The sequence below is a fragment of the Nonomuraea sp. NPDC049625 genome (assembly GCF_040675285.1).
In the GTDB taxonomy this organism is placed as follows: domain Bacteria; phylum Actinomycetota; class Actinomycetes; order Streptosporangiales; family Streptosporangiaceae; genus Nonomuraea; species Nonomuraea angiospora_A.
In genome coordinates this window covers 419,320-438,276 of sequence record NZ_JBFAOQ010000005.1, presented here as the reverse complement: position 1 = coordinate 438,276, position 18,957 = coordinate 419,320, and the positions used below count along the sequence as shown (strand labels likewise).

Below are 18,957 nucleotides of genomic sequence, written 5' to 3'. Positions count from 1 at the left end.
GGCGAGGTGGGGAAGGCGCTGGCTGGAGTTTCGCGCTCGGACAGGTCCGAGATGTCCGTCCGGTCCGAAACTGCTGCCGGACGAGGCCATCGCCCTGCCAATGGGACATGCCGGCCCGGACATCGGTCCGGCCGGTCACATGCTGGCGATGAGTTTGTCCACCCTCTCGTCGACGCTGCGGAACGGGTCCTTGCACAGCACGGTGCGCTGCGCCTGGTCGTTGAGCTTCAGGTGTACCCAGTCGACGGTGAAGTCGCGCCGCTTCTCCTGCGCCTTGCGGATGAACTCGCCACGCAGCCGCGCCCGGGTGGTCTGCGGCGGCACCGACTTGGCCTCGAAGATCTTGATGTCGGAGGTCACCCGCTCCACCGCGCCGCGCCGCTGCAGCAGGTAGAACAGCCCGCGCTTACGGTGCACGTCGTGGTAGGCAAGGTCGAGCTGGGCCACCCGGGGCGAGGACAGCGGCAGGTCGTACTTCTTCCGGTACCGCTCGATGAGCTGGTACTTGGTGACCCAGTCGATCTCCCGGGAGACCAGGTCGAGGTTGCCGGTCTCCACCGCCCGCAGGGTGCGCTCCCACAGCTCCAGCACCCTCCGCGCGATCACGTCGCCGCCCCGCTGGTCCACGAAGTCCTTGGCCTTGCCCAGGTACTCCTGCTGGATCTCCAGCGACGACGCCTCACGCCCGTTGGCCAGCCGGATCCGCCGCCGCCCGGTCATGTCGTGCGAGACCTCGCGGATCGCCCGAATCGGGTTCTCCAGGCTCATGTCGCGCATCACGATCCCGGCCTCCACCATGCGCAGCACCAGATCGGTCGCGCCGACCTTGAGCAACATCGTGGTCTCGCTCATGTTCGAGTCGCCGACGATGACGTGCAGGCGGCGGAACCGCTCGGCGTCGCCGTGCGGCTCGTCGCGGGTGTTGATGATCGGGCGGGACCGGGTCGTCGCCGACGACACGCCCTCCCAGATGTGCTCGGCGCGCTGCGACACGCAGTACACCGCCCCCCGCGGGGTCTGCAGCACCTTCCCCGCGCCGCAGATGATCTGCCGGGTGACCAGGAACGGGATCAGCACATCGGCCAGCCGCCCGAACTCCCCGTGCCGGCCCACACAGTAGTTCTCATGGCAGCCGTAGGAGTTGCCGGCCGAGTCGGTGTTGTTCTTGAACAGGTAGATGTCGCCGGCGATGCCCTCCTCGCGCAACCGCTTCTCGGCGTCGACGAGCAGCCCCTCCAGGATCCGCTCACCGGCCTTGTCATGGGTGACCAGCTCCACGACGTTGTCGCACTCGGGGGTGGCGTACTCGGGATGGCTGCCCACGTCCAGATACAGCCGGGCGCCGTTGGGCAGGAACACGTTGCTCGACCGGCCCCAGGACACGACCCGCCGGAACAGGTAGCGCGCCACCTCGTCCGGAGACAGCCTGCGCTGACCCCGGAAGGTGCACGTGACGCCGTACTCGTTCTCCAGACCGAAGATGCGTCGATCCATTACCTCACAACTATTCTCCCCGCCCGCGCGACGGGGGAGATCGTCTTTCGCCGGCCCCGGCCGGGGATTGATGTGTGGGTACCCGGAAAGCCGACGACACATGCGCCACGAGGCCGGCTTGCAACGGAGTCTGGCTGGAGCACACCGCGGCCCTTGCCGGACGATCAAGGACCATGACCGCGAATCAAGCCGCGCTGATCGACTGGGACGAGTCGCACGTCGACGTCCCCGCCTCGTGCTGCCCGACAACGCCGCCGGGCTGGACGACGGCGCGTACGACATCGCCGCGCAAGCGTCGGCCGCAAGGGAAGCCGCCATCCGCTGGGACGACGAGTTCGCGGTCAAGCGGCTCGCCGAAGTTCGAGCGGTCTGAGAACGCGTTCGAGGAGTGTTGGCGGTCGAGTGCGTACATCGCTTGGCCAACCCGTGGTCCTTCGTGTTGGCCAAGCGAGGGACGCTACTGTTCGCCAATGCTGCGGTGCGCCGCAATGGAACCGGTCGTGCAGGCTCGCGACGAGCTGCCGGTGCGGGCAGCTCAGCACGGCAACAAGGGTCCGCCGTTGACCCTCAGGCCGCCGCCGTGGCCGTCGCTGACGCCGGTGGCCAGAAAGCCGAAGCTCACCCGGCCGTAAGGCGGGATATAGCCGTTGTACGACTGGTTGCCGGCCGACACGCTCTGGCCTGGTTGGGTCACGATCGCATCCCACGCGTTGGTGACCTTGGTGCCGTCGTCCCACGTCCAGGTGGCCGTCCAGCCGTCGACCGGTATCGGGTCGTTGATGAGGGTGACCTTGATCTGAAAACCGTTGGTCCACGAGCTGACTTTCTCCCACTCGCAGGCGATGATCGTCGCTTGCGCGGGGGAGGCGTACGTGGCGATCAATACCATCGCTCCGGCGAGAGCCGCCGTCACCCGAGCCAACCGCGATGTACGTCGTCTCGTCATGACCAACCCTTCGGCAGGAGCGGGCACGGCCCGGCACCGAGGAACGCTTCCCCTCGGAGGTACCTCTCTTGGAAGACCGGGGTCAATGCGGGAACCGGCCTGCGCCAGAGCCTGCGCACCGACCACGGCTTCACCTGCCGCCATTCCGGATCAGGGGCTCATCCTGGGATTTTCGAACTGAAACTTTCACGTGTCATCCCGCCGGAGCGCTTGCCGCCAAGTGCGAACGGTCCGGGTCATCCGGGCCCGGCGGCGCGGGCCTCGGGCGGGACGGCGAGAATGCGGACCAGCAAGCCGGCTGCCGTGATGCCTCGCATCAAACCTCGAGCTCTCATGCCCAGAATCTGCGCCGCCGCGCCCGGTATGAGAACAGGTTTGCGGTATAGCGCAATCAGCTCGTTCCCGGTCATACCGGACGTGACGTCTTTCAGTCGTGCCCCGACCTCGTGGTCGCTGGCCCCGCGAGCTCAAGCACCGCGGCGGCGGAGGCGAGCGGTGCGGCCACAATCGTCGCAAGCGGGCTGAGCATCGGCTCCAACGCGACCACCGGTGATGGCGTCAAACTCCTCGCGTTCCTCGAATGGTCTGGCATGGCTGCCGATGGACCACAATGGGCGGCCGAGAGGGTTGTAGCCGCCGGCAGTGGCGCGGCGCACCCTGGCAACGAGCTCGTCCCGCGCCTTACCGGCGTCCGTGCCGCGCAGGGAGCAGTCGGTGCAGCGGGCGCACCAGTCGCGGAAGCGGGTGAGATGGCCCTCTTGAGTGCGCAAGAGGTGGGCCCGCTGCGACACATCGCTCATCTACGGAAGGCCCCGGCCCGATCAGCGGAACAACTAGGAACCCGCGTTAGTGGTCACCGTCTCCGGGTCCGGCGCCTTGATCGACACCTTGCCTCCCCACCCGGTGAAGCGGCTGTCGATCGTGATCGTCTTGCCGTCGAAGCCGCTGTTGTCCAACACTCCTGTTGCCGCGTACGAGCTCCTCACCCTGCTCACGAGCCCGGCCGAGGTGAGGCTGAGGGTGTAGGTGACTTTCGTGTCGTCGTGCATGCGCAGCGGGATCGACGCGTCGAACCAGCGCGACACCTTCTCCAGTTCCTTGAACGTGATCTTTCCTGTGATGGTGCTTCCGCTCAGCTTGCCTTTCTTGATCAGCGCGGCTAACGTTCCCGACTCCGCGGGGTTGATGACCTGCCCGTAGAAACCGCCGGCACCGCCGGGCATGCCGCCGGTCTTGAGCCACGTCTTGCCATCTGGAAGGCGCTCTTTCCAGATGCCGCCCGAGGTATAGCTGACCTTGCCGACGCTGATGGTCCGCTCAGGCTCGGCGGGGCCCGTCTTGCAGGTGATGTCTGAGGCGGCGATGCCCTTGGCGTTGAACTGGAACGTTCCCTTGCGGCTCTGCAGCTTGACCTTGCCGTCTCCGATGAGAGTGGTGGTCTCGGTGAACCGTACGCCGTGCCCGGAAACCAGCTTGCTCTTCAGAGCTCGGACGGGATCCTTGGGCGCAGCCTGCGCGGGAGCGGCGGTCACCAGAAAAGCACAGCCGGTAACCAGAACGGTGATCGTCTTCTTCATGGAATGTGATCATTCCGGGAGCGGGTAACGAATGGGCCACGGTCCCGCGGTACACGGTTGGCAAGAGGTCAACGACCAGCTCGGCAAGCAGTGCGGCACGGTGGCCGCCAGGCAAGGGCGGCCGTCATCGGCCAGTAAAGTGATCACGATGACGGACACGCGGCTGATCACCCACCGTGACGTTTCCACGGCCATGGCTCGTTACGACGACCGGGAACTGGCCGAGCTGCTGGAGCGCGAGGCCGTACGCCTCGGCACCGGCATCGGCGGGGCGTCCGCTCGGCTCGCGGTCGGCGGCACCTCGGTCTTCGTCAAACGCGTGCCCCTCACCGAGCCCGAACTGCGCCACCCGCACTCGACGGCCAACCTGTTCGGGCTGCCGCCCTTCTGCTAGTACGGCATCGGCTCGCCCGGCTTCGGCGCCTGGCGCGAGCTGGCCGCGCACACGATGACCACCGAGTGGGTGCTGACCGGCCGGTTCCCCGGCTTCCCGCTGCTGTATCACTGGCGGGTGCTGCCCAACGCCGAGCCCGCCCCGCTGTACGGAGAGCTGGCCGACATCGATCGGGCAGTCACCTTCTGGGAGAGCGCGCCCGGCGTGCGCCGCCGCCTCGAAGCGCTGGCAGAGGCTCCGGCGAGCCTGACGCTCTTCCTGGAGTACTTCCCCTACAACCTGCACCAGTGGCTGGACGAGCGGGTACGCGCGGGCGACGCCGACCGCGCCTGCGCCCTGGCGGACCACGGGCTGCGTGAGGCCGTGTCCTTCATGAACGCGGGCGGCCTCCTGCACTTCGACGCGCATTTCGACAACATCCTCACCGACGGGCACCACTTCTACCTGACCGACTTCGGGCTGGCCGTGTCGACCCGGTTCGACCTGTCAGAGGAGGAACAGGCCTTCTATCGCCGGCACCTCACCTTCGACCGCACCTACACGCTGACGTACCTGGTGAACTGGCTGGCCGGCGCCTTCCACGGCGCCGACTGGCCGGGGCGTCGCGAACTGGTGCGGGAATGGGCGGCAGGAGAGCGGCCGGCCGGCGTGCCCGGCGGGGTCGCGACCCTGCTGTCGCGGCACAGCCCGCTGGCCACCGTGCTGAACGGCTTCTACCACGATCTGCAGAGTGAGAGCAGGAAGACGCCGTACCCGCTGGAGGAGATCCGCCAGGTTGCCGAACTGCACTCCCTGCCGCTCGAGTGAAGGGTCACCCACCGCTTGAGGAGACGCACGCCGAACAGGGAGGACGCTCTGCTTGGGTGAGGTTCACTCGCCGCGATGGTCCTCGCCTCAACGTCCACGACCTCGACCTGGCCAACCGGCCCGCGCCCATCCGCGATCGCCGGGCTCAATAGGCTGATGGGCGCGGGGTTGCACGTACGGGCCGTCCTGAGCATGCCGCCTCAGGGCTCCGGCAGGCCATCGTCGGCGAACCGCGCCGTCGCCCGATCCCAGAGGGGGCGTTCACTTTCGGGAATCCAGCCGCCGGTGGTGCGGGAAGAAGCGGTTGAAGCCTCTTGGATGAGCACCGCACAGGTCACCGACCGGACATCTACCGAGCTTGTTGATGGCGAGGCGCCGGGCCGAACTCGTCCTCCAGGCGGGCCAGCAGTTGGGCGAGCAGTCGATTGAGCTGATCGAGGTCGTCGGACGCCAATGCGTCGGTGAGCAGGCGCCGTTCGCGAGTGGTGCGGTCACGGGTGGCCTGGCTCCAGCGCCGCCGGCCCAGCTCGGTGAGGCGGACCGGGCGGCTGCGGCCGTCGACGGCGGGGACGGGCTCGACCAGCCCGGCCTTGCTGAGGCGGTCGATGCGCACGCTCATGGTCCCGGCGGTGACGCCGAGTTCGTCGGCGAGTTGCTTGGGGGTGCGCTCGTAGGGCGGGCCGGAGCGTTGCAGGGCCGACAGGGCGGTCCAGTCTCCGGGGGTGAGGTCGTTGGCGGTGGCGACGTCGGCCAGGAGGTGTTCGAACAGGCGGGAGATGCGGCCGATGCGCTGCCGGGCGGCCTCGGTGACGGGGTCGGCGTCGGCCATCTGGGAGATCCAGGCGTCGATCTCGGCGGCGACCGAGTCGCCTGCGGGTGCGGGGTCAGGTCTCACGTTTGACGTCCTTTGAGTATCAAGCTACTTTGCTTTGAGTCTCAAACTTTGAGTCCCAAAGCAAAGTCTACCGGGATGCTCACTCCGCCCATCACGACCTGGAAAGGACCCTCACATGACCACCTCAGCCTCTTCCGGCAAGGTGTGGTTCATCACCGGCACCAGCACCGGGCTGGGCCGAGCGCTCGCCCACGTCGTGCTGGAGCACGGTGACCGGCTGGTGGCCACCGCGCGTGACCGCGCCACCCTCACCGGCCTGACCGCGCAGGCGGGCGACCGGGTCCTCGCCCTGGACCTGGACGTCACCGATCCGGTCGCCGTCCGCCGTGCCGTCGATGCCGCGCTGGAGGCGTTCGGCCGGATCGACGTGCTCGTCAACAACGCCGGATACGCCATGCGCGGCGCCCTGGAAGAGATCACCGATCAGGAGCTGCGGCGCCAGTTCGACACCAACGTCTTCGGCGCCATCGACGTGACCCGCGCGGTGCTGCCGGCCATGCGCTCCCAGCGATCCGGGCACATCGTGCAGATGTCCTCGGTCGGCGGGGTGACCACCATGCTGGGCGGTACCGCCTACGGCGGGACCAAGTTCGCGCTGGAGGGACTTTCCGAGGGGCTCGCCGCCGAGCTGGAGCATCTGGGGATCGGCGTCACCATCGTCGAACCCGGCCCGTTCCGCACCGACTTCGCCGGCCGCTCGTTCCGCTGGGCCACTCCCATCGACGACTACCGGCCCGTCATCGAACCGGCCAAGGCGACCTTCGTCGCCCAGCACGGCGCTCAGCCGGGCGACCCGGTTCGCGCCGCCCGTGCGATCGTCGCCGCCGTCAACCTGGACACCCCGCCGCTGCGGCTTCCCCTCGGTGCCCGTTCCTTCGACCGCATCCGCGCCAAGCTCCGCGCCCGCCTCGACGAACTCGACCGCCTGGAGCCCCTCGGCCGCGACACCGATTTCCCCACGTGACCACTCACCACTTGGCGCTCACCGTCGAGGACGGCGACGTCACCACGGTCGAAGGGCCCGCCTCCGGGCGGACGTGGAACCGGCGTGCGACCAGCGCGCGCCCGGCCGGCTCAATGCGAGGGCAGATCGATCATGCCCTTTCCGAAGAATCGCACCAGCCCGCTCACCATGATCTCACCGGAGACGTCCACGATGATCTGACTGGGGAATCCCATCTCCATGCCTTGATCAATCGTCATCCGAGCCTGGCCGGTGTGCTCGCGAAGATACGCGCCGAACGCCCCCGCGGCTGATCCCGTGGCCGGATCCTCGCCGGTCGTGAAGTCCAAGGCGAAGCAGCGGGAGCGCCACCGGCCGGGACCTTCTTCCGCCACCAGATAGCAGTTCAGGCTGTCCGGCTCGGCGAATTCCTCAAGCGCCTTGTACAGGGAATCGCGATCCAAAGTCGCGTGAGCCAGTGCGGAGACTTCGCGCAGCGGCAGAATCAATGCGGGCAGCCCGGTCGACACTATTTGCGCCGGCAGTTCGGGGTGGGCGTCCTCCGGTGCGACTCCGAGCGCCGCGAGAACGTGTGAAGGCGATACGGTCGCCCCGAGGACCGGTGAATTCTGGGCAATGGCCACCATGGCTTCATCGCCTGCCGACTCGACGATGAGTCGCTGGCGGCCGCTCATGGTCTGCTGTGTCAGCTCGGTCGAACCGAGGCCGGAATGCCAGACATGAGCGGCCGCGGCGCCGAGCGACGGATGCCCGGCGAAGGGAACCTCGCGCGCGATCGTGAAGATTCGATGCGTGTAGTCGCACCAGGGGTCATCGGAGGCCACGAGAAACGACGTCTCGGGCTGCAGGAATCGGCGGGCGATCAGGGCCATCGTCGATGTGTCGACAGCGTCCGCTCCGTGTATCACCGGCAGCAGGTTTCCGCTCATCGGCGTGCGGCTGAAGACCTCTACCAAGCTGAAGGCGAATTCGGCCATATTCCTGTCCGATCGTCAGCGTCTGCGGCTCATTCTGAACGGGGGAGTCGGGACCGGAGGCTATCACCGCCGACGCCGAGCATGCGGCTCGCGACGTGCTGCCACATGAGTCCAGCGCCACCAATGCGGACGACCACGGACGGTGACCAGGCCCAGGCCGATGACCTGATCGCCGTCCTTCCGAGTGGCGCATATCGTTCCGATCAGGATCGGAATCCGGCAGGACCGGGACTCGTGCGGCGGTCAGAATCCCGGCTCTGACCGCCGCACTTGGTCGGCGCTACCTCGCCAGAAATCGAAGAACCCGATCGTTGACCTCTACGGGCGCCTCCAGGAAGGGGAAGTGGCCCACGCCCCGCGGGAGAACACCGTCCGAGCCTTCGGGGAGGACCTCGACGATGTCGGCCATGATCTCCTCATCGACCACGGTCGGCCGGCAGCTTGCCCACCTCCCACTGATCGGTTCCGAACGTCGCGGCGGGAAAGCTCTCGCGGTAGAGCCCGGGGGTCGCGCGTACGTCGGGCCTCGTGCACGGAACGGACACGACGCCTTCGCCCGACCGCGGATGGATCAGGCACATGCCGCCTTGGCCCCTATCTCACGCGGCCATGACCGGCGGCTGACCTGCCTCTCGGTAACGTGAGGGGTCAAACTACGACCCGACCCACTTCAGAGGCCCCATGTCCACCTTCTGGGATCTCAAACACCAGCTGGCCGACGCGGTCAATGCGCACGACCTGCCGAAGGTGCTCGCCTGCTACAGTCCGGACGCCGTGTACGTCTCGCCTGCGGGCGTCGCGGAAGGACATGACCAGATCGCGTGGCTCCACGAGCAGATTCTCGAGGCGTTCCCCGACTTCCACATGACGGCCTGGTACGAACTCGGCGACTGCGATAACCCCGCCATCACGGAATGGACGTACACCGGCACCCACAAGGGCCCCCTGCTGCTGCCCGACGGGCGAGAGATCGCGGGAACGGGCCGCCGCATCACCGTCCGGGCCACCTGCGCCACGTTCGTCGAGAACGGGAAGATCATCTCGCACCGCGAGTACTACGACCAGCTGGAGCTGTACAGCCACCTCGGCTTCGGCCTGGCGGAGCTCCACCCCACGTAGACAGGCCTGGAGCAGCCGGCCCGCCCGTGAACAGTCCGCCCGTGGCCCCGCCAGGCGAACGGACCGATCAACCGGCCGGCTCCAGGCTCTGGGCCTCGCGCCACACCGCATCCAGGCAGCCGAACTGTTCACCGGTCAGCCTGATGTCCAAGGCCGCCATGTTCTCCTCCAGGTGCGCGACGGAGCTGGTGCCGGGGATCGGCAAGGTGACGGGTGAGCGGGCCAGCAGCCAGGCGAGTGCCACCTGCGCGGGGGTGCCACCGATCTGCTGTGCGACCTGGGCAAGCGGTCCTCCCGCGAGGGCGTGCGCTCCGCCGGCCACCGGAAACCAGGGGATGAAGGCGATGCCCGCGGCCTCGCAGTAGTCGAGCACGTCCTCGTGCCGCCTGTCGGCGAGGTTGTAGAGGTTCTGCACGCTGGCGATGGGCACCATCTGGCGGGCCTCCTCAAGCTGGGCGACGCCGACCTCCGACAGTCCGATGTGGCGGATCTTGCCGTCGTCCCGCAGTTGCTTGAGCGCCCCCAGCTGTTCGGCGAAGGGGACCTGGGGGTCCACACGATGAAGCTGGAAGAGCTCGATCCGCTCCAGCCGGAGGCGGCGAAGGCTCAGCTCGGCCTGCTGGATGAGGTACTCCGGGCGGCCCAGCGGCTTCCAACGGTCGCGCCCCGGGCGACTTTGCCCCGCCTTGGTAGCGATGACCAGGCCGGATGGGTACGGGTGCAATGCCTCGGCGAGCAGCTCCTCATTGGCGCCCAGGGCGTACGCGTCGGCGGTGTCGACAAGGGTGACGCCGAGCTCGACGGCTCGCCGCGCCACCGCGATCGCGGCGGGCCTGTCCCTGGGCGGCCCCCAGTCCGTCAGCCGCATCGCGCCGAACCCCAGCCGGCGCACAGACAGGTCTCCACCGATGTCAATGGTCTCGTCAGCCATAGCCAGCACCTTGCCGTACGCAATTACAAAGGACAAGCGACTCTTTCTGCGACATATTGCGTAGCATTTCTAAGATGTTGAATCTGGATCGGCTTCGTACTCTGTACGCGATCGCCACCCACGGGTCGGTCACCGCAGCCGCGGACATCCTGCATGTCACCACCTCGGCGATCTCCCAGCAGATGGCGAAACTGGAGCAAGAGGTCGGGCAGCGCCTGCTGGAGCGCAAGGGCCGCGGCGTGCGTCTCACCGAGGCCGCCGAGTTGCTCGCCGTCCACGCGGGGCAGATATTGGCGCTGGCCGAACGGGCCGAGGCGGATCTGGAGGCCTGCCGTGGCGTCGTCGCCGGGCAGCTGACGATTGCCGCCTTTGCGACGGCCGCGCGCGGGTTGGTCCCGCCCGCGCTGCGGGATCTCCGTCGTGATCACCCGCGGCTGCGGATCATGTTGCAGGAGTGCGAGCCGCACGAAGCGGTGCCGGGGGTGAGCCGCGGCGATCTGGACATGGCCATCGTCCAGGATTGGTGGGACTCTCCCTTGTCCCTGCCCGGCAACTTGAGCAGGGCCAGGCTGCTCGACGACGTCGCCGACATCGCGGTGCCGGAGGGGCACCCCTTGGCCTCGCGGACCACCGTGGAGATCGAGCAATTCGCCGGCGAGCCATGGATCACCTGGAGTGACGGCTGGATCTGCAACTCCTGGCTGGTGGAAACGCTGCGTTCTCGCGGGGCCGAACCGGATATCGCCTACACCGCCGGCGAACACCACACCCAACTGGCCCTCGTCGCCGCCGGCCTGGGCGTGGCGATCATTCCCAGACTCGGCCGTGACCCCGTCCCGGACGGGGTCCGTTTCGTCGAGGTGCGGCCACGCCTGACCCGCCACATCTACGCGGTGTGGCGCACCGATGCCGACCGGCGGCCGTCCATCCATGCGGTGCTCCGATCCCTGCGACAGGATCGCGGAAGCGCAGGGCCGAAGTAGCCGGCTCAGGATGGCGACGTTCTCCGGGGGAACAGCGCCGCGGGGACGAGGGCGAGCACCGCCAGGGCCAGCGCCCAGCCGAACGTGACGCCGAACGCGGGCTCGGGACCGGCGTGGGCGCCGGCGAGCTGATTCTCCAGCACGATCAGGAAGATCGCGGTGCCCAGTGATCCGCCGATCCGGTTGAGGACGTTCAAGGCGCTCGCGGCGCGCGGCGTTTCCCGCTCGTCGACAGACGCGTAGGCGGCTCCCATCGTCGGGCCCATCACGCTTCCGAGACCGAGCCCCTGGACCACCAGCGACACGCTCAGTGACCACGCCGCCGGTCCCGCGCCCGCCTGGGTGAACACGGCCGTTCCGGCGGCCATGAGCAGGAGGCCGGTGAGTACGACGGCGCGCGCGCCGTAACGGTGGGCGAGCCGCCCCGCGGCGAACGCGCCGACGGCGGCGCCGAGCGCCTGCGGGATGAGGAGCAGGCCGGTACGGAACGCGTCCGTGTGATGAATCTGCTGGTAGAAGAGCGGCAGCAGGACCATGGAGCTGTAGAGCGCGGCGCCGAGCAGGAACGAGGTCGCGGTCGCCGCCGCGAAGCCACGGCGGGCGAACAGCCGCACGTCGATCATCGCCGCGTCGCCGGCCCGCAGCGCGTGGATGACGTAACCGCCGACCAGCAACAGCCCGGCTCCGAGGACGGCGGTGGCGACGGACGATCCTGGTCCGCCGCGTTCGCCCGCCAGGGACAAGCCGTAGATCAGGGCCGTCGCCCCCGGGCACAGCAGGAGCAGGCCGAGAACGTCGAGCGGACGGCCGGTGTCCCGTTCGGCGCCGTCGGCGGGCAGCAGGCGCGCGGCGAGCGGGAGGACGGTCAGGCAGATGGGCAGGTTGACGTAGAAGATCCAACGCCAGTCCAGGCTCTGTACGACCAGCCCGCCGACGACCGGCCCGAGGACCGGCGCGAACATCGCCGGGATCGACAGCAGCCCGAGGACCCGGCCGGCTTGGGACGGCCCGGCCGCTCGGGCCACGATCGCCTGGGAGATGGGGTTCATCAGACCGCCGCCCAGCGCCTGGAGCAGCCGGAAGCCGATGAGCGCGGGCAGCGACCAGGCGAGGCCGCACAGGGCCGAGCCCGCCGTGAACAGCGCCACGGCGATGATCCACATGCGCTTGGCGCCGTAACGCTCGCTCAGCCAGCCCGACAACGGCATCACCATCGCGATCGCCAGCAGGTATCCGGTCGCCACCCACTGGACGTCGGCCAGCGAGGTGCGGAAGTGGGCGGCCATCGCCTGCGTCGCGACCCCGACGGCCGTCGCGTCCACGGTGGCCAGGATGGGGGCGGCGATCAGGACGAGCCCCATGCGCGTCAACCGGGGATCGAGCCTTTCGCGCGCCGACGCGAGCGTGTCCGCGGCCATGGTCACCCTCTCACGGTCATCGGTTAGGTCGAACCCAAATCTAGGTCGGACACTTTATTAGGTCAAACCTAATTTTGGGTTCGTCCTTGTGACCGCGGGTAACATGAGGCCGTGAGTGTGCGAGCCGAGGGGTTGCGGGAGGCCAAGAAGCGCCGGACGCGTCAGATGATCTCCGACGTCGCCACCCAGCTGTTCAAGGAGCGCGGCTTCGACAAGGTGACGATCGCCGACATCGCGAGCGCCGCGGGCGTGGCCAAGATGACGGTCACCAACTACTTCCCCCTCAAGGAGGACCTCGTCCTCGACATGGGCGAGGAACACGTCACCACGCTCACCCGGGCGGTCGGACAGCGCGAGCCGGGCGAGTCCGCCCTGGCCGCCCTGCGCCGCGACTATCTCGAACGGGTGCGCCGACGTGACCCGCTCATCCCCGACGACGACATCGCCTGGCAGCGCCTGGTGCGCGACACCCCGGCGCTCCGCGCCCGCCTCCGGCAGATCCACGAGCAGGCCGAGCACGCTCTGGCGGCCGTGCTGGCCGACGAGACCGGCGATGCGGGAATCACGACGAAACTCGCCGCCGCCCAGCTCGCCGCCGTGGACCGGCTGCTGTTCTTCGAGGGGCAGCGACTGGTCCTCGAAGGCAGGACCTCCGACGAGATCTTCGCGATACTCGCCGTCACCGCCGACCGCGCATTCGGCCTGCTGGAACCTGCCTTGGGCGGCTACGCCCGCCGTTGACGGCGCTGAAGCGCCGCGACGTTACGCGCGCGCGTATCTGGCGGCCATGGCATGGAAGATTTCCTTGGGCGTCCACCGGGTCTCGTCGAGCATTTTCACCACGCCGTAAGAGCTGAGGTCCTGCTCGCCTTGCAGAGTGAATGCCGCGAACGTGAACCAGAGCGCCGTGTCGATGCCCTCGTCGTGGAAGAGGTCGAGCAGTTCGGTGAAGTAACGCACCTGCTCGCCCTCGTCTCGCACGGCCGCGTTCGGCGGCTGCCACGCCATCGCGCCGAGCTCGCTCGCGCCGGTGTAGGCGCAGGTCCCGAATTCGGTGACGACGACCGGCTTGCCGTGCGCGAAATGCCGGCGCAGGTCCTCACGGAATCGACCGGCGTTGTACGCCGCCCGGTAGCCCCCGACACTGACCAGGTCGAACGGGGACCAGTCGACGAGCTCCCATTGCCCGGACGCGTAGGTGACGCGGCCCCCGAACCGTTTCCGCACGGCCTCGGCCACCTCGCCCAGCCGGCCGTTGAGCCGCTGCATGATCGGACCGAGAGACGCCCAGAATTCCGGCCCGCCCCGCATGGCTTCGAATCGATCGAGGAAGGTGTCACCGGGCAGGTAACCGCCGCAGTACGCGCTCATCTCGCACCCGGCCACGAAGATCACCTCGGCGCCGTTCCCGCGCAGTGCCTCGGCCCGCTCCGCGCACTCGATCAGACAGTCCATGGTCTCTTCGGGCGTGAGGTCAACCGGGAACGGCGAGAACCACACCTCCAGACCGGCCGCGGCCGCTTCCTCGGCGGCCACGCTCAGCCGCTCAGGATCCCTGCCTGAGACGCGGACCACGGAGCAATGTAAGTCATCGGCCATCGTGCGCATGTCGCGCCTGACGGCCTCCACGTCGAACGTCTTACGCGACAGCTGCTCTCCAGGCAGGAATCCGGTGTCGTAGTTGATGCCGTGTTTCATGGATGACCTTTCTGCTTATCGAGGTCCGCAGATCCCCAGCGCCTTGCCGATGAGATCGGCGTTTTCGACGGTGTCGAGCAGCGCCATCGCATAGTCGGCGCGGGACAGCTGCATCGCGCCACCGGTCGCGTTGGCCTCGAAGTCGACGTGCACCCGCCCGGACGGCGGCTTGTCATTGAGCATGGTGGCGCGTGCGATGCTCCAGCCCAGGCCGCTGACCTGCAGCATGCCCTCGGCCCGCGCGAGGTCCACGTACGCCTCGCGGAAGAACAGCCAGGCCAGGGCGACCGCGAGACGCGGACGGGTGGCGGGCACCGAGCGGCTGCTGGTCATCACCAGCCGCGACACGCCGCGCTCCCGCATGGCCGTGATGAGGTTGCTCGCGATGCGACTCCCGCCGACGGCGGCGATCACCGCGTCCTGGCCCTGTACGGCCGTGCGCACGGTGTCGAGGTCGTGGGCGTCGCCCTGGTGTACGCCGGTCAGCCCCGGAAGGTCGGGCAACGAGTCCGGACGGCGGGCGAAGGCCGTGATCTCGTGCCCGCGCTCGATGCCCTGCGCCAGGACGTGCTTGCCGGTGCGACCGGCCGCGCCGATCACTAAGAGCTTCATCTTATTGCTCCTTTCTATATTGCAGTTTGCACTATAGCAGAGAGCCGTAGAGGCGGTCGGTTCGATGGGGATAGGCAGTGCGCTTCGAATCCCACGACGGCATCGCGTTCGTCGCGGGCGATCGCGGGGCCGGGCAGTGGTTCTACACGCGTACGGACGAGGGCGGGCGGGTGCACCGGGTGGACGGCTGCGACCTGGACGAGTTCGGCGGAGACCGGATCCGGATCAAGGACGCCTACCGCAGGGTCCACGGCGCGAGCGGTGGGACTCGGGCGGCAACTTCCTCGCCCTCGAGCCCGGCGTCGTGGTGGGGTACCACAAGAACCAGTACGCCAATCGAGGGGTTCGAGCGCCGATTGGCCGGCGGGGTGGGATGGGGGAGAATTGAGGTCGTTCACTGATCGGGAAGAGCCCTCGGGTGCGTCATGAGCCTGGATCCGACCCGCGCGTCCGCCGGAGCCCCGCTGCGTGCCGCGATCGGGGCCGCGCGGTGGATCAGGACGGCGGCCGCGGGCGACGCGCGGGCGCGGCACTGGGTGGGCAACCCTGACCCGCGGGGCCGCTCCGCGCTGACGCCTGAGCCCGCCTCCCTGTACGGCGGCGCGGCCGGCATCGTGCTGTTCTTCCTGGAGCTGGCCGCCGCGACCGGGCGGGAGGAGTACCTGGAGGACGCCCGGTCGGGCGTGCGCTACCTGGTCGAAGCCGGGCCCCGGGTCGGAGACGTGACGTTCCACCACGGGCTGGGCGGGATCGCGGTCGCCTTGTGCGAGGCCGGGTGGGTGCTGGGCGACGGCGTGGCCGAGGAGGCGGCCGTGGCGGCGCTGGACCGGGTGGCGCGGGTGGCGCGGCCGATGGACGGCGGTCCCGGCTGGTCGGGGGATCCGGCGCAGCGGGGCGACGGCGGTGTCGTGCTGGCGCTGCTGCACGGCGCCTCGATGCTGGGGGTGCCGTCGTACGCGGAGCTCGCGGCCGAGGCGGGGCTGCGGGCGGCGCGGCTGGCGGTGCCGGGGCACCGCTTCGGCGACTGCGAGGGCCTGCCGGCGGACGCGGTCACGCCGGGCTTCCTGGCCGGTACGGCGGGGACGGCGTTCCTGCTGGCCCGCCTTTACGGGGTGAGCGGGGATGCCCGGTTCCTGGAGGCGGCGCGCAGGGGCGCGGATTTCGTGCGCTCGGTCAGCGTGCTGAGCGGCCGGCGCGCGCTGGTGCCGCACCATCTGCCGCAGGGGCGAGGGCTGCACTACCTGGGGTTCTGCTCGGGCTCCGCCGGAGTGGCGCGGATGTTCGTGGAGTTGTACCGGGCCGGGGGCGACCCGGCCGACCTGGAGTGGGCCGAGCGGCTGGCCACGGGGATCGTGACGAGCGGCGTGCCGGGACGGCGGGTGCCCGGGCTGTGGGACACGGCCTGCCAGTGCTGCGGGCTGGCGGGGCTGGTGGAGCTGTTCGTCGGATTGTGGGCGGTGACGGGGCGGGAGGCGTACCTGGGCTTCGCCCGGACGCTGGGCGAGCACCTGGCGGGCAGGGCGAGCGGCGACGGCGGGGGCCTGCGGTGGTACCAGGCCTTCGAGCGGGTACGCCCCGGCGTGGTGAGCGCGGACACCGGGTACATGGCGGGCGCGGCGGGCATCGGCACGGCGCTGCTGCACCTGGAGGCGGTGGGGCGGGGACGGCGGGTGATCCTGCTGCCGGACAACCCGTTCCCGGCGATCCCGGCGCCTTCCGAAATGCTGCCCGAATAACGCAACAAGGAGATTGCGCGCACGCGCGTGCGGCGTTAAGCTCGATTGCCCAATTTAGGCAAAGGCTTCACAATCCTCCGGTTAGGAGTATACCAGCGAATGGCTAATCGTCAAGATGGTCTTGCGGAAGCCCTTGACAGCGAACAGCGTACTGTGTCGTGGCTGTACGGCCGGCTCGACGTCGCCAGAGGGCGGGCGCAGGCGGCGCTGCGAGACGTGTACGCCAGGGCCGGCGGCACCCGCCAGGCGATGGTCGAACGCGAGGCGATGGCCTCGGAGCAGGCCAGGAGGCTGGCCCAGCTGAACGCGGTCGAGCGGGGCCTGTGCTTCGGCCGCATCGACGACGGCACGGGGCAGAGCACGTACGTCGGCAGGATCGGGCTGCGCGACGAGGAGCACGAGTCGGTCCTCATCGACTGGCGGGCCCCTGCCGCGCGGCCGTTCTACGTGGCCACGGCCACCGACCCGGGCGGGCTGGTACGCCGTAGGCACCTGCACCTGAAGGACCGCACGGTGGTCGGCATCGACGACGAGGTGTTCGACCTGGAGGGGATGAGCGACGGCGACCGGCGCGCGCTCGTCGGCGAGGCGGCGCTGCTGGCGGCGCTGCGCCGGGGCAGGACGGGCCGGATGGGCGACGTGGTGGCCACCATCCAGACCGAGCAGGACCGGGTGATCCGCGCCTCGCTGCAGGGGGCGCTGGTGGTGCAGGGCGGCCCGGGCACCGGCAAGACCGTGGCGGCGCTGCACCGGGCGGCGTACCTGCTCTACACCCACCGCGACACCCTTGAGCGGCGCGGCGTGCTGGTGGTGGGCCCCAACTCGATGTTCCTGCGCTACATCAGCCAGGTGCTGCCGGCGCTGGGGGAGACGCAGGTGGTGATGACCACGGTCGGGGAGATGTTCCCGGGGGTGCGGGCGAGCGCGGCCGACGGGCCGGCGACGGCGGTGGTCAAGGGCGACGCGCGGATGGCCGACGTGGTCGCCCGCGCGCTGGAGCTGCGCCAGCGCGCGCCCGAGGGCGATCTGGTGGTCGAGCTGGACGGGCTCAACCTGCGGGTGCCGCACGCGACGTGCGTGCGGCTGCGCGACCGGGCGCGGGCGGTGCGGCTGCCGCACAACATGGCGCGCAAGCTGTACGTCACCGAGCTGCTCAAGGAGCTGGCCAAGGCCGAGGCGCGGGCGCTGGAGGAGTCGCTGCACATCGAGGAACTGGTCATCGAGGACGAACCGGAGCTCGCGCAGCCGCTCGACCTGGAAGGCGACCTGGACGAGCTGGATCTGGAGCTGGCCTCGCGGCGGCTGTGGGGCGAGCCGGGGATCCGGCGGGCGGTGGACGACCTGTGGCCGGAGCTGACGCCTCAGCGGCTGATCTCGGAGGTGCTGGCCTCGCCGGAGACGCTGTGGTCGGTGGCGCCGTCGGGGCTGGACTGGCAGGAGCTGGTCCGCCCGGTGGACGCGCCGTGGACGGCCGGGGACGTGCCGCTGCTGGACGAGGCGGCCGAGCTGCTGGGCGAGGACGACTCGGAGCGCCGGGTGGCGACCAGGCGGGAGTCCGAGGAGCAGGCGTCGGAGGAGCTGTACGCGCTGGAGGTGCTGCAGAGCACGGGGGTGCTGGAGGAGGGCATCTTCGACCGGGCCGACGTACTGGCCGAGCGGCACGCGGACGACGGGCTCGGGCTGACGACGGCCGACCGGGCGGCGGCGGACCGGACGTGGGCGTACGGCCACGTGATCGTGGACGAGGCGCAGGAGCTGTCGGCGATGGCCTGGCGGATGATCATGCGGCGGGTGCCGGCGAAGTCGCTGACCGTCGTCGGCGACCTGGCCCAGACGGGGTCGGCGGCCGGGGCGCGGTCGTGGGGGGAGGTGCTGGACCCGTACCTCGAGGGGCGCTGGCGCGAGGAGCGGCTGCTGGTCAACTACCGCACGCCGGTGGAGATCATGACGGTGGCGGCGGACGTGCTGCGGGCCTTCGCGCCCGAGCAGGAGCCGCCCGAGTCGGTGCGCGAGGGCGGCTCACGGCCGCTCGCGGTGCGCCTGCCGGTGGCCGGGCTGCCGGGGCTGGTGGACGGGGAGCTGGCCTTGATCGGCGAGGGCCGGGTGGGCGTGGTGACCTCGGACGCGCGGCACGCGGAGGTGGCCGGCCTGTTCCCGGAGGGTGACCTGGACGCGCCGGTGGTGGTGCTGACGGTGGGGCAGGCCAAGGGGCTGGAGTTCGACGCGGTCGTGGTGGTGGATCCGGCGGGGATCATGGGGCAGTCGCCGATGGGAGGTCAGGACCTGTACGTGGCGGTGACGCGGGCCACCCGGCGGCTGACCGTCGTGTACGAGGGGGAGCTGCCGGAGGTCCTGTCCGGGCTGGCTTCCGAATCTACAACGTAAAGGCGCCGGCCTGACGTACAG

20 protein-coding genes are annotated in these 18,957 nt (G+C 69.4%); 10 read left to right on the top strand and 10 right to left on the bottom strand.

Annotated features, from left to right (window positions below; genetic code table 11):
* Positions 1–135: 135 nt before the first annotated feature.
* Positions 136–1,494 (bottom strand): Pup--protein ligase, encoded by a 1,359-nt coding sequence (pafA, locus tag AB0J87_RS24495; RefSeq protein ID WP_363968597.1) that lies wholly within the window; start codon positions 1,492–1,494, stop codon positions 136–138.
* Between the two features lie 235 nt (positions 1,495–1,729).
* Between pafA and AB0J87_RS24490 the strand changes: the two genes are divergently transcribed.
* Entirely contained in the window at positions 1,730–1,867 is a 138-nt protein-coding gene (locus AB0J87_RS24490; RefSeq protein ID WP_363968595.1) for a hypothetical protein, read from the top strand.
* Positions 1,868–2,029: 162 nt separating this feature from the next.
* Here AB0J87_RS24490 and AB0J87_RS24485 read toward each other — a convergent pair whose 3' ends face one another.
* Both AB0J87_RS24485 and AB0J87_RS24480 read right to left on the bottom strand, forming a co-directional pair.
* The gene (locus tag AB0J87_RS24485) at positions 2,030–2,407 is read right to left on the bottom strand and encodes a cellulose binding domain-containing protein (protein ID WP_363968593.1); all 378 of its coding nucleotides are present in this window, start codon (positions 2,405–2,407) and stop codon (positions 2,030–2,032) included.
* An 866-nt stretch (positions 2,408–3,273) separates the two neighbouring features.
* Complete coding sequence (locus AB0J87_RS24480) at positions 3,274–4,017, bottom strand: hypothetical protein (RefSeq protein ID WP_363968591.1); 744 nt, start codon at positions 4,015–4,017, stop codon at positions 3,274–3,276.
* Positions 4,018–4,165: 148 nt separating this feature from the next.
* Between AB0J87_RS24480 and AB0J87_RS24475 the strand changes: the two genes are divergently transcribed.
* Both AB0J87_RS24475 and AB0J87_RS24470 read left to right on the top strand, forming a co-directional pair.
* Entirely contained in the window at positions 4,166–4,411 is a 246-nt protein-coding gene (locus AB0J87_RS24475; RefSeq protein ID WP_363968589.1) for a hypothetical protein, read from the top strand.
* A 54-nt stretch (positions 4,412–4,465) separates the two neighbouring features.
* The gene (locus AB0J87_RS24470; protein WP_363968587.1) at positions 4,466–5,218 is read left to right on the top strand and encodes a hypothetical protein; all 753 of its coding nucleotides are present in this window, start codon (positions 4,466–4,468) and stop codon (positions 5,216–5,218) included.
* A gap of 349 nt (positions 5,219–5,567) precedes the next feature.
* Here AB0J87_RS24470 and AB0J87_RS24465 read toward each other — a convergent pair whose 3' ends face one another.
* Positions 5,568–6,113 carry a MarR family winged helix-turn-helix transcriptional regulator gene (locus tag AB0J87_RS24465; protein ID WP_363968585.1) on the bottom strand — a complete coding sequence of 182 codons (546 nt, stop codon included), beginning with the start codon at positions 6,111–6,113 and terminating at the stop codon, positions 5,568–5,570.
* Between the two features lie 115 nt (positions 6,114–6,228).
* Here AB0J87_RS24465 and AB0J87_RS24460 point away from each other — a divergent pair, with 115 nt between their 5' ends.
* Entirely contained in the window at positions 6,229–7,077 is an 849-nt protein-coding gene (locus tag AB0J87_RS24460) for an oxidoreductase (protein ID WP_363968583.1), read from the top strand.
* A 110-nt stretch (positions 7,078–7,187) separates the two neighbouring features.
* On the opposite strand, the gene AB0J87_RS24455 is transcribed toward AB0J87_RS24460, so the two are convergent.
* Complete coding sequence (locus tag AB0J87_RS24455) at positions 7,188–8,054, bottom strand: PhzF family phenazine biosynthesis protein (protein WP_363968581.1); 867 nt, start codon at positions 8,052–8,054, stop codon at positions 7,188–7,190.
* A 280-nt stretch (positions 8,055–8,334) separates the two neighbouring features.
* The gene (locus AB0J87_RS24450; protein ID WP_363968577.1) at positions 8,335–8,463 is read right to left on the bottom strand and encodes a hypothetical protein; all 129 of its coding nucleotides are present in this window, start codon (positions 8,461–8,463) and stop codon (positions 8,335–8,337) included.
* Between the two features lie 272 nt (positions 8,464–8,735).
* Between AB0J87_RS24450 and AB0J87_RS24445 the strand changes: the two genes are divergently transcribed.
* On the top strand, positions 8,736–9,173 hold the full coding sequence (locus AB0J87_RS24445; RefSeq protein ID WP_363968575.1) for an ester cyclase: 438 nt from the start codon (positions 8,736–8,738) through the stop codon (positions 9,171–9,173).
* Between the two features lie 67 nt (positions 9,174–9,240).
* Here the strand turns inward: AB0J87_RS24445 and AB0J87_RS24440 are convergent, their stop codons facing one another.
* Positions 9,241–10,104: an aldo/keto reductase gene (locus AB0J87_RS24440; protein ID WP_363968573.1), complete on the bottom strand. Its 864-nt coding sequence runs from the start codon at positions 10,102–10,104 to the stop codon at positions 9,241–9,243.
* A 74-nt stretch (positions 10,105–10,178) separates the two neighbouring features.
* On the opposite strand from AB0J87_RS24440, the gene AB0J87_RS24435 reads away from it, so the two are divergent.
* Positions 10,179–11,087: a LysR substrate-binding domain-containing protein gene (locus tag AB0J87_RS24435; protein WP_363968571.1), complete on the top strand. Its 909-nt coding sequence runs from the start codon at positions 10,179–10,181 to the stop codon at positions 11,085–11,087.
* Positions 11,088–11,092: 5 nt separating this feature from the next.
* Here the strand turns inward: AB0J87_RS24435 and AB0J87_RS24430 are convergent, their stop codons facing one another.
* Positions 11,093–12,505 (bottom strand): MDR family MFS transporter, encoded by a 1,413-nt coding sequence (locus tag AB0J87_RS24430; RefSeq protein WP_363969041.1) that lies wholly within the window; start codon positions 12,503–12,505, stop codon positions 11,093–11,095.
* Positions 12,506–12,616: 111 nt separating this feature from the next.
* On the opposite strand from AB0J87_RS24430, the gene AB0J87_RS24425 reads away from it, so the two are divergent.
* The gene (locus AB0J87_RS24425; RefSeq protein WP_363968569.1) at positions 12,617–13,246 is read left to right on the top strand and encodes a TetR family transcriptional regulator; all 630 of its coding nucleotides are present in this window, start codon (positions 12,617–12,619) and stop codon (positions 13,244–13,246) included.
* Positions 13,247–13,267: 21 nt separating this feature from the next.
* On the opposite strand, the gene AB0J87_RS24420 is transcribed toward AB0J87_RS24425, so the two are convergent.
* Entirely contained in the window at positions 13,268–14,203 is a 936-nt protein-coding gene (locus AB0J87_RS24420; protein WP_363968567.1) for a hypothetical protein, read from the bottom strand.
* A gap of 15 nt (positions 14,204–14,218) precedes the next feature.
* Positions 14,219–14,815: an NAD(P)H-binding protein gene (locus AB0J87_RS24415; protein ID WP_363968565.1), complete on the bottom strand. Its 597-nt coding sequence runs from the start codon at positions 14,813–14,815 to the stop codon at positions 14,219–14,221.
* 64 nt (positions 14,816–14,879) lie between these two features.
* Between AB0J87_RS24415 and AB0J87_RS24410 the strand changes: the two genes are divergently transcribed.
* From AB0J87_RS24410 to AB0J87_RS24400, 3 genes are all read left to right on the top strand, one after another.
* Positions 14,880–15,203, top strand: coding sequence for an arginine deiminase family protein (locus AB0J87_RS24410; protein ID WP_363968563.1), 324 nt, complete (start codon positions 14,880–14,882; stop codon positions 15,201–15,203).
* Between the two features lie 37 nt (positions 15,204–15,240).
* Positions 15,241–16,551, top strand: coding sequence for a lanthionine synthetase LanC family protein (locus AB0J87_RS24405; protein WP_363968561.1), 1,311 nt, complete (start codon positions 15,241–15,243; stop codon positions 16,549–16,551).
* A gap of 99 nt (positions 16,552–16,650) precedes the next feature.
* Positions 16,651–18,936 carry a UvrD-helicase domain-containing protein gene (locus AB0J87_RS24400; protein WP_363968559.1) on the top strand — a complete coding sequence of 762 codons (2,286 nt, stop codon included), beginning with the start codon at positions 16,651–16,653 and terminating at the stop codon, positions 18,934–18,936.
* Positions 18,937–18,957 lie beyond the last annotated feature (21 nt).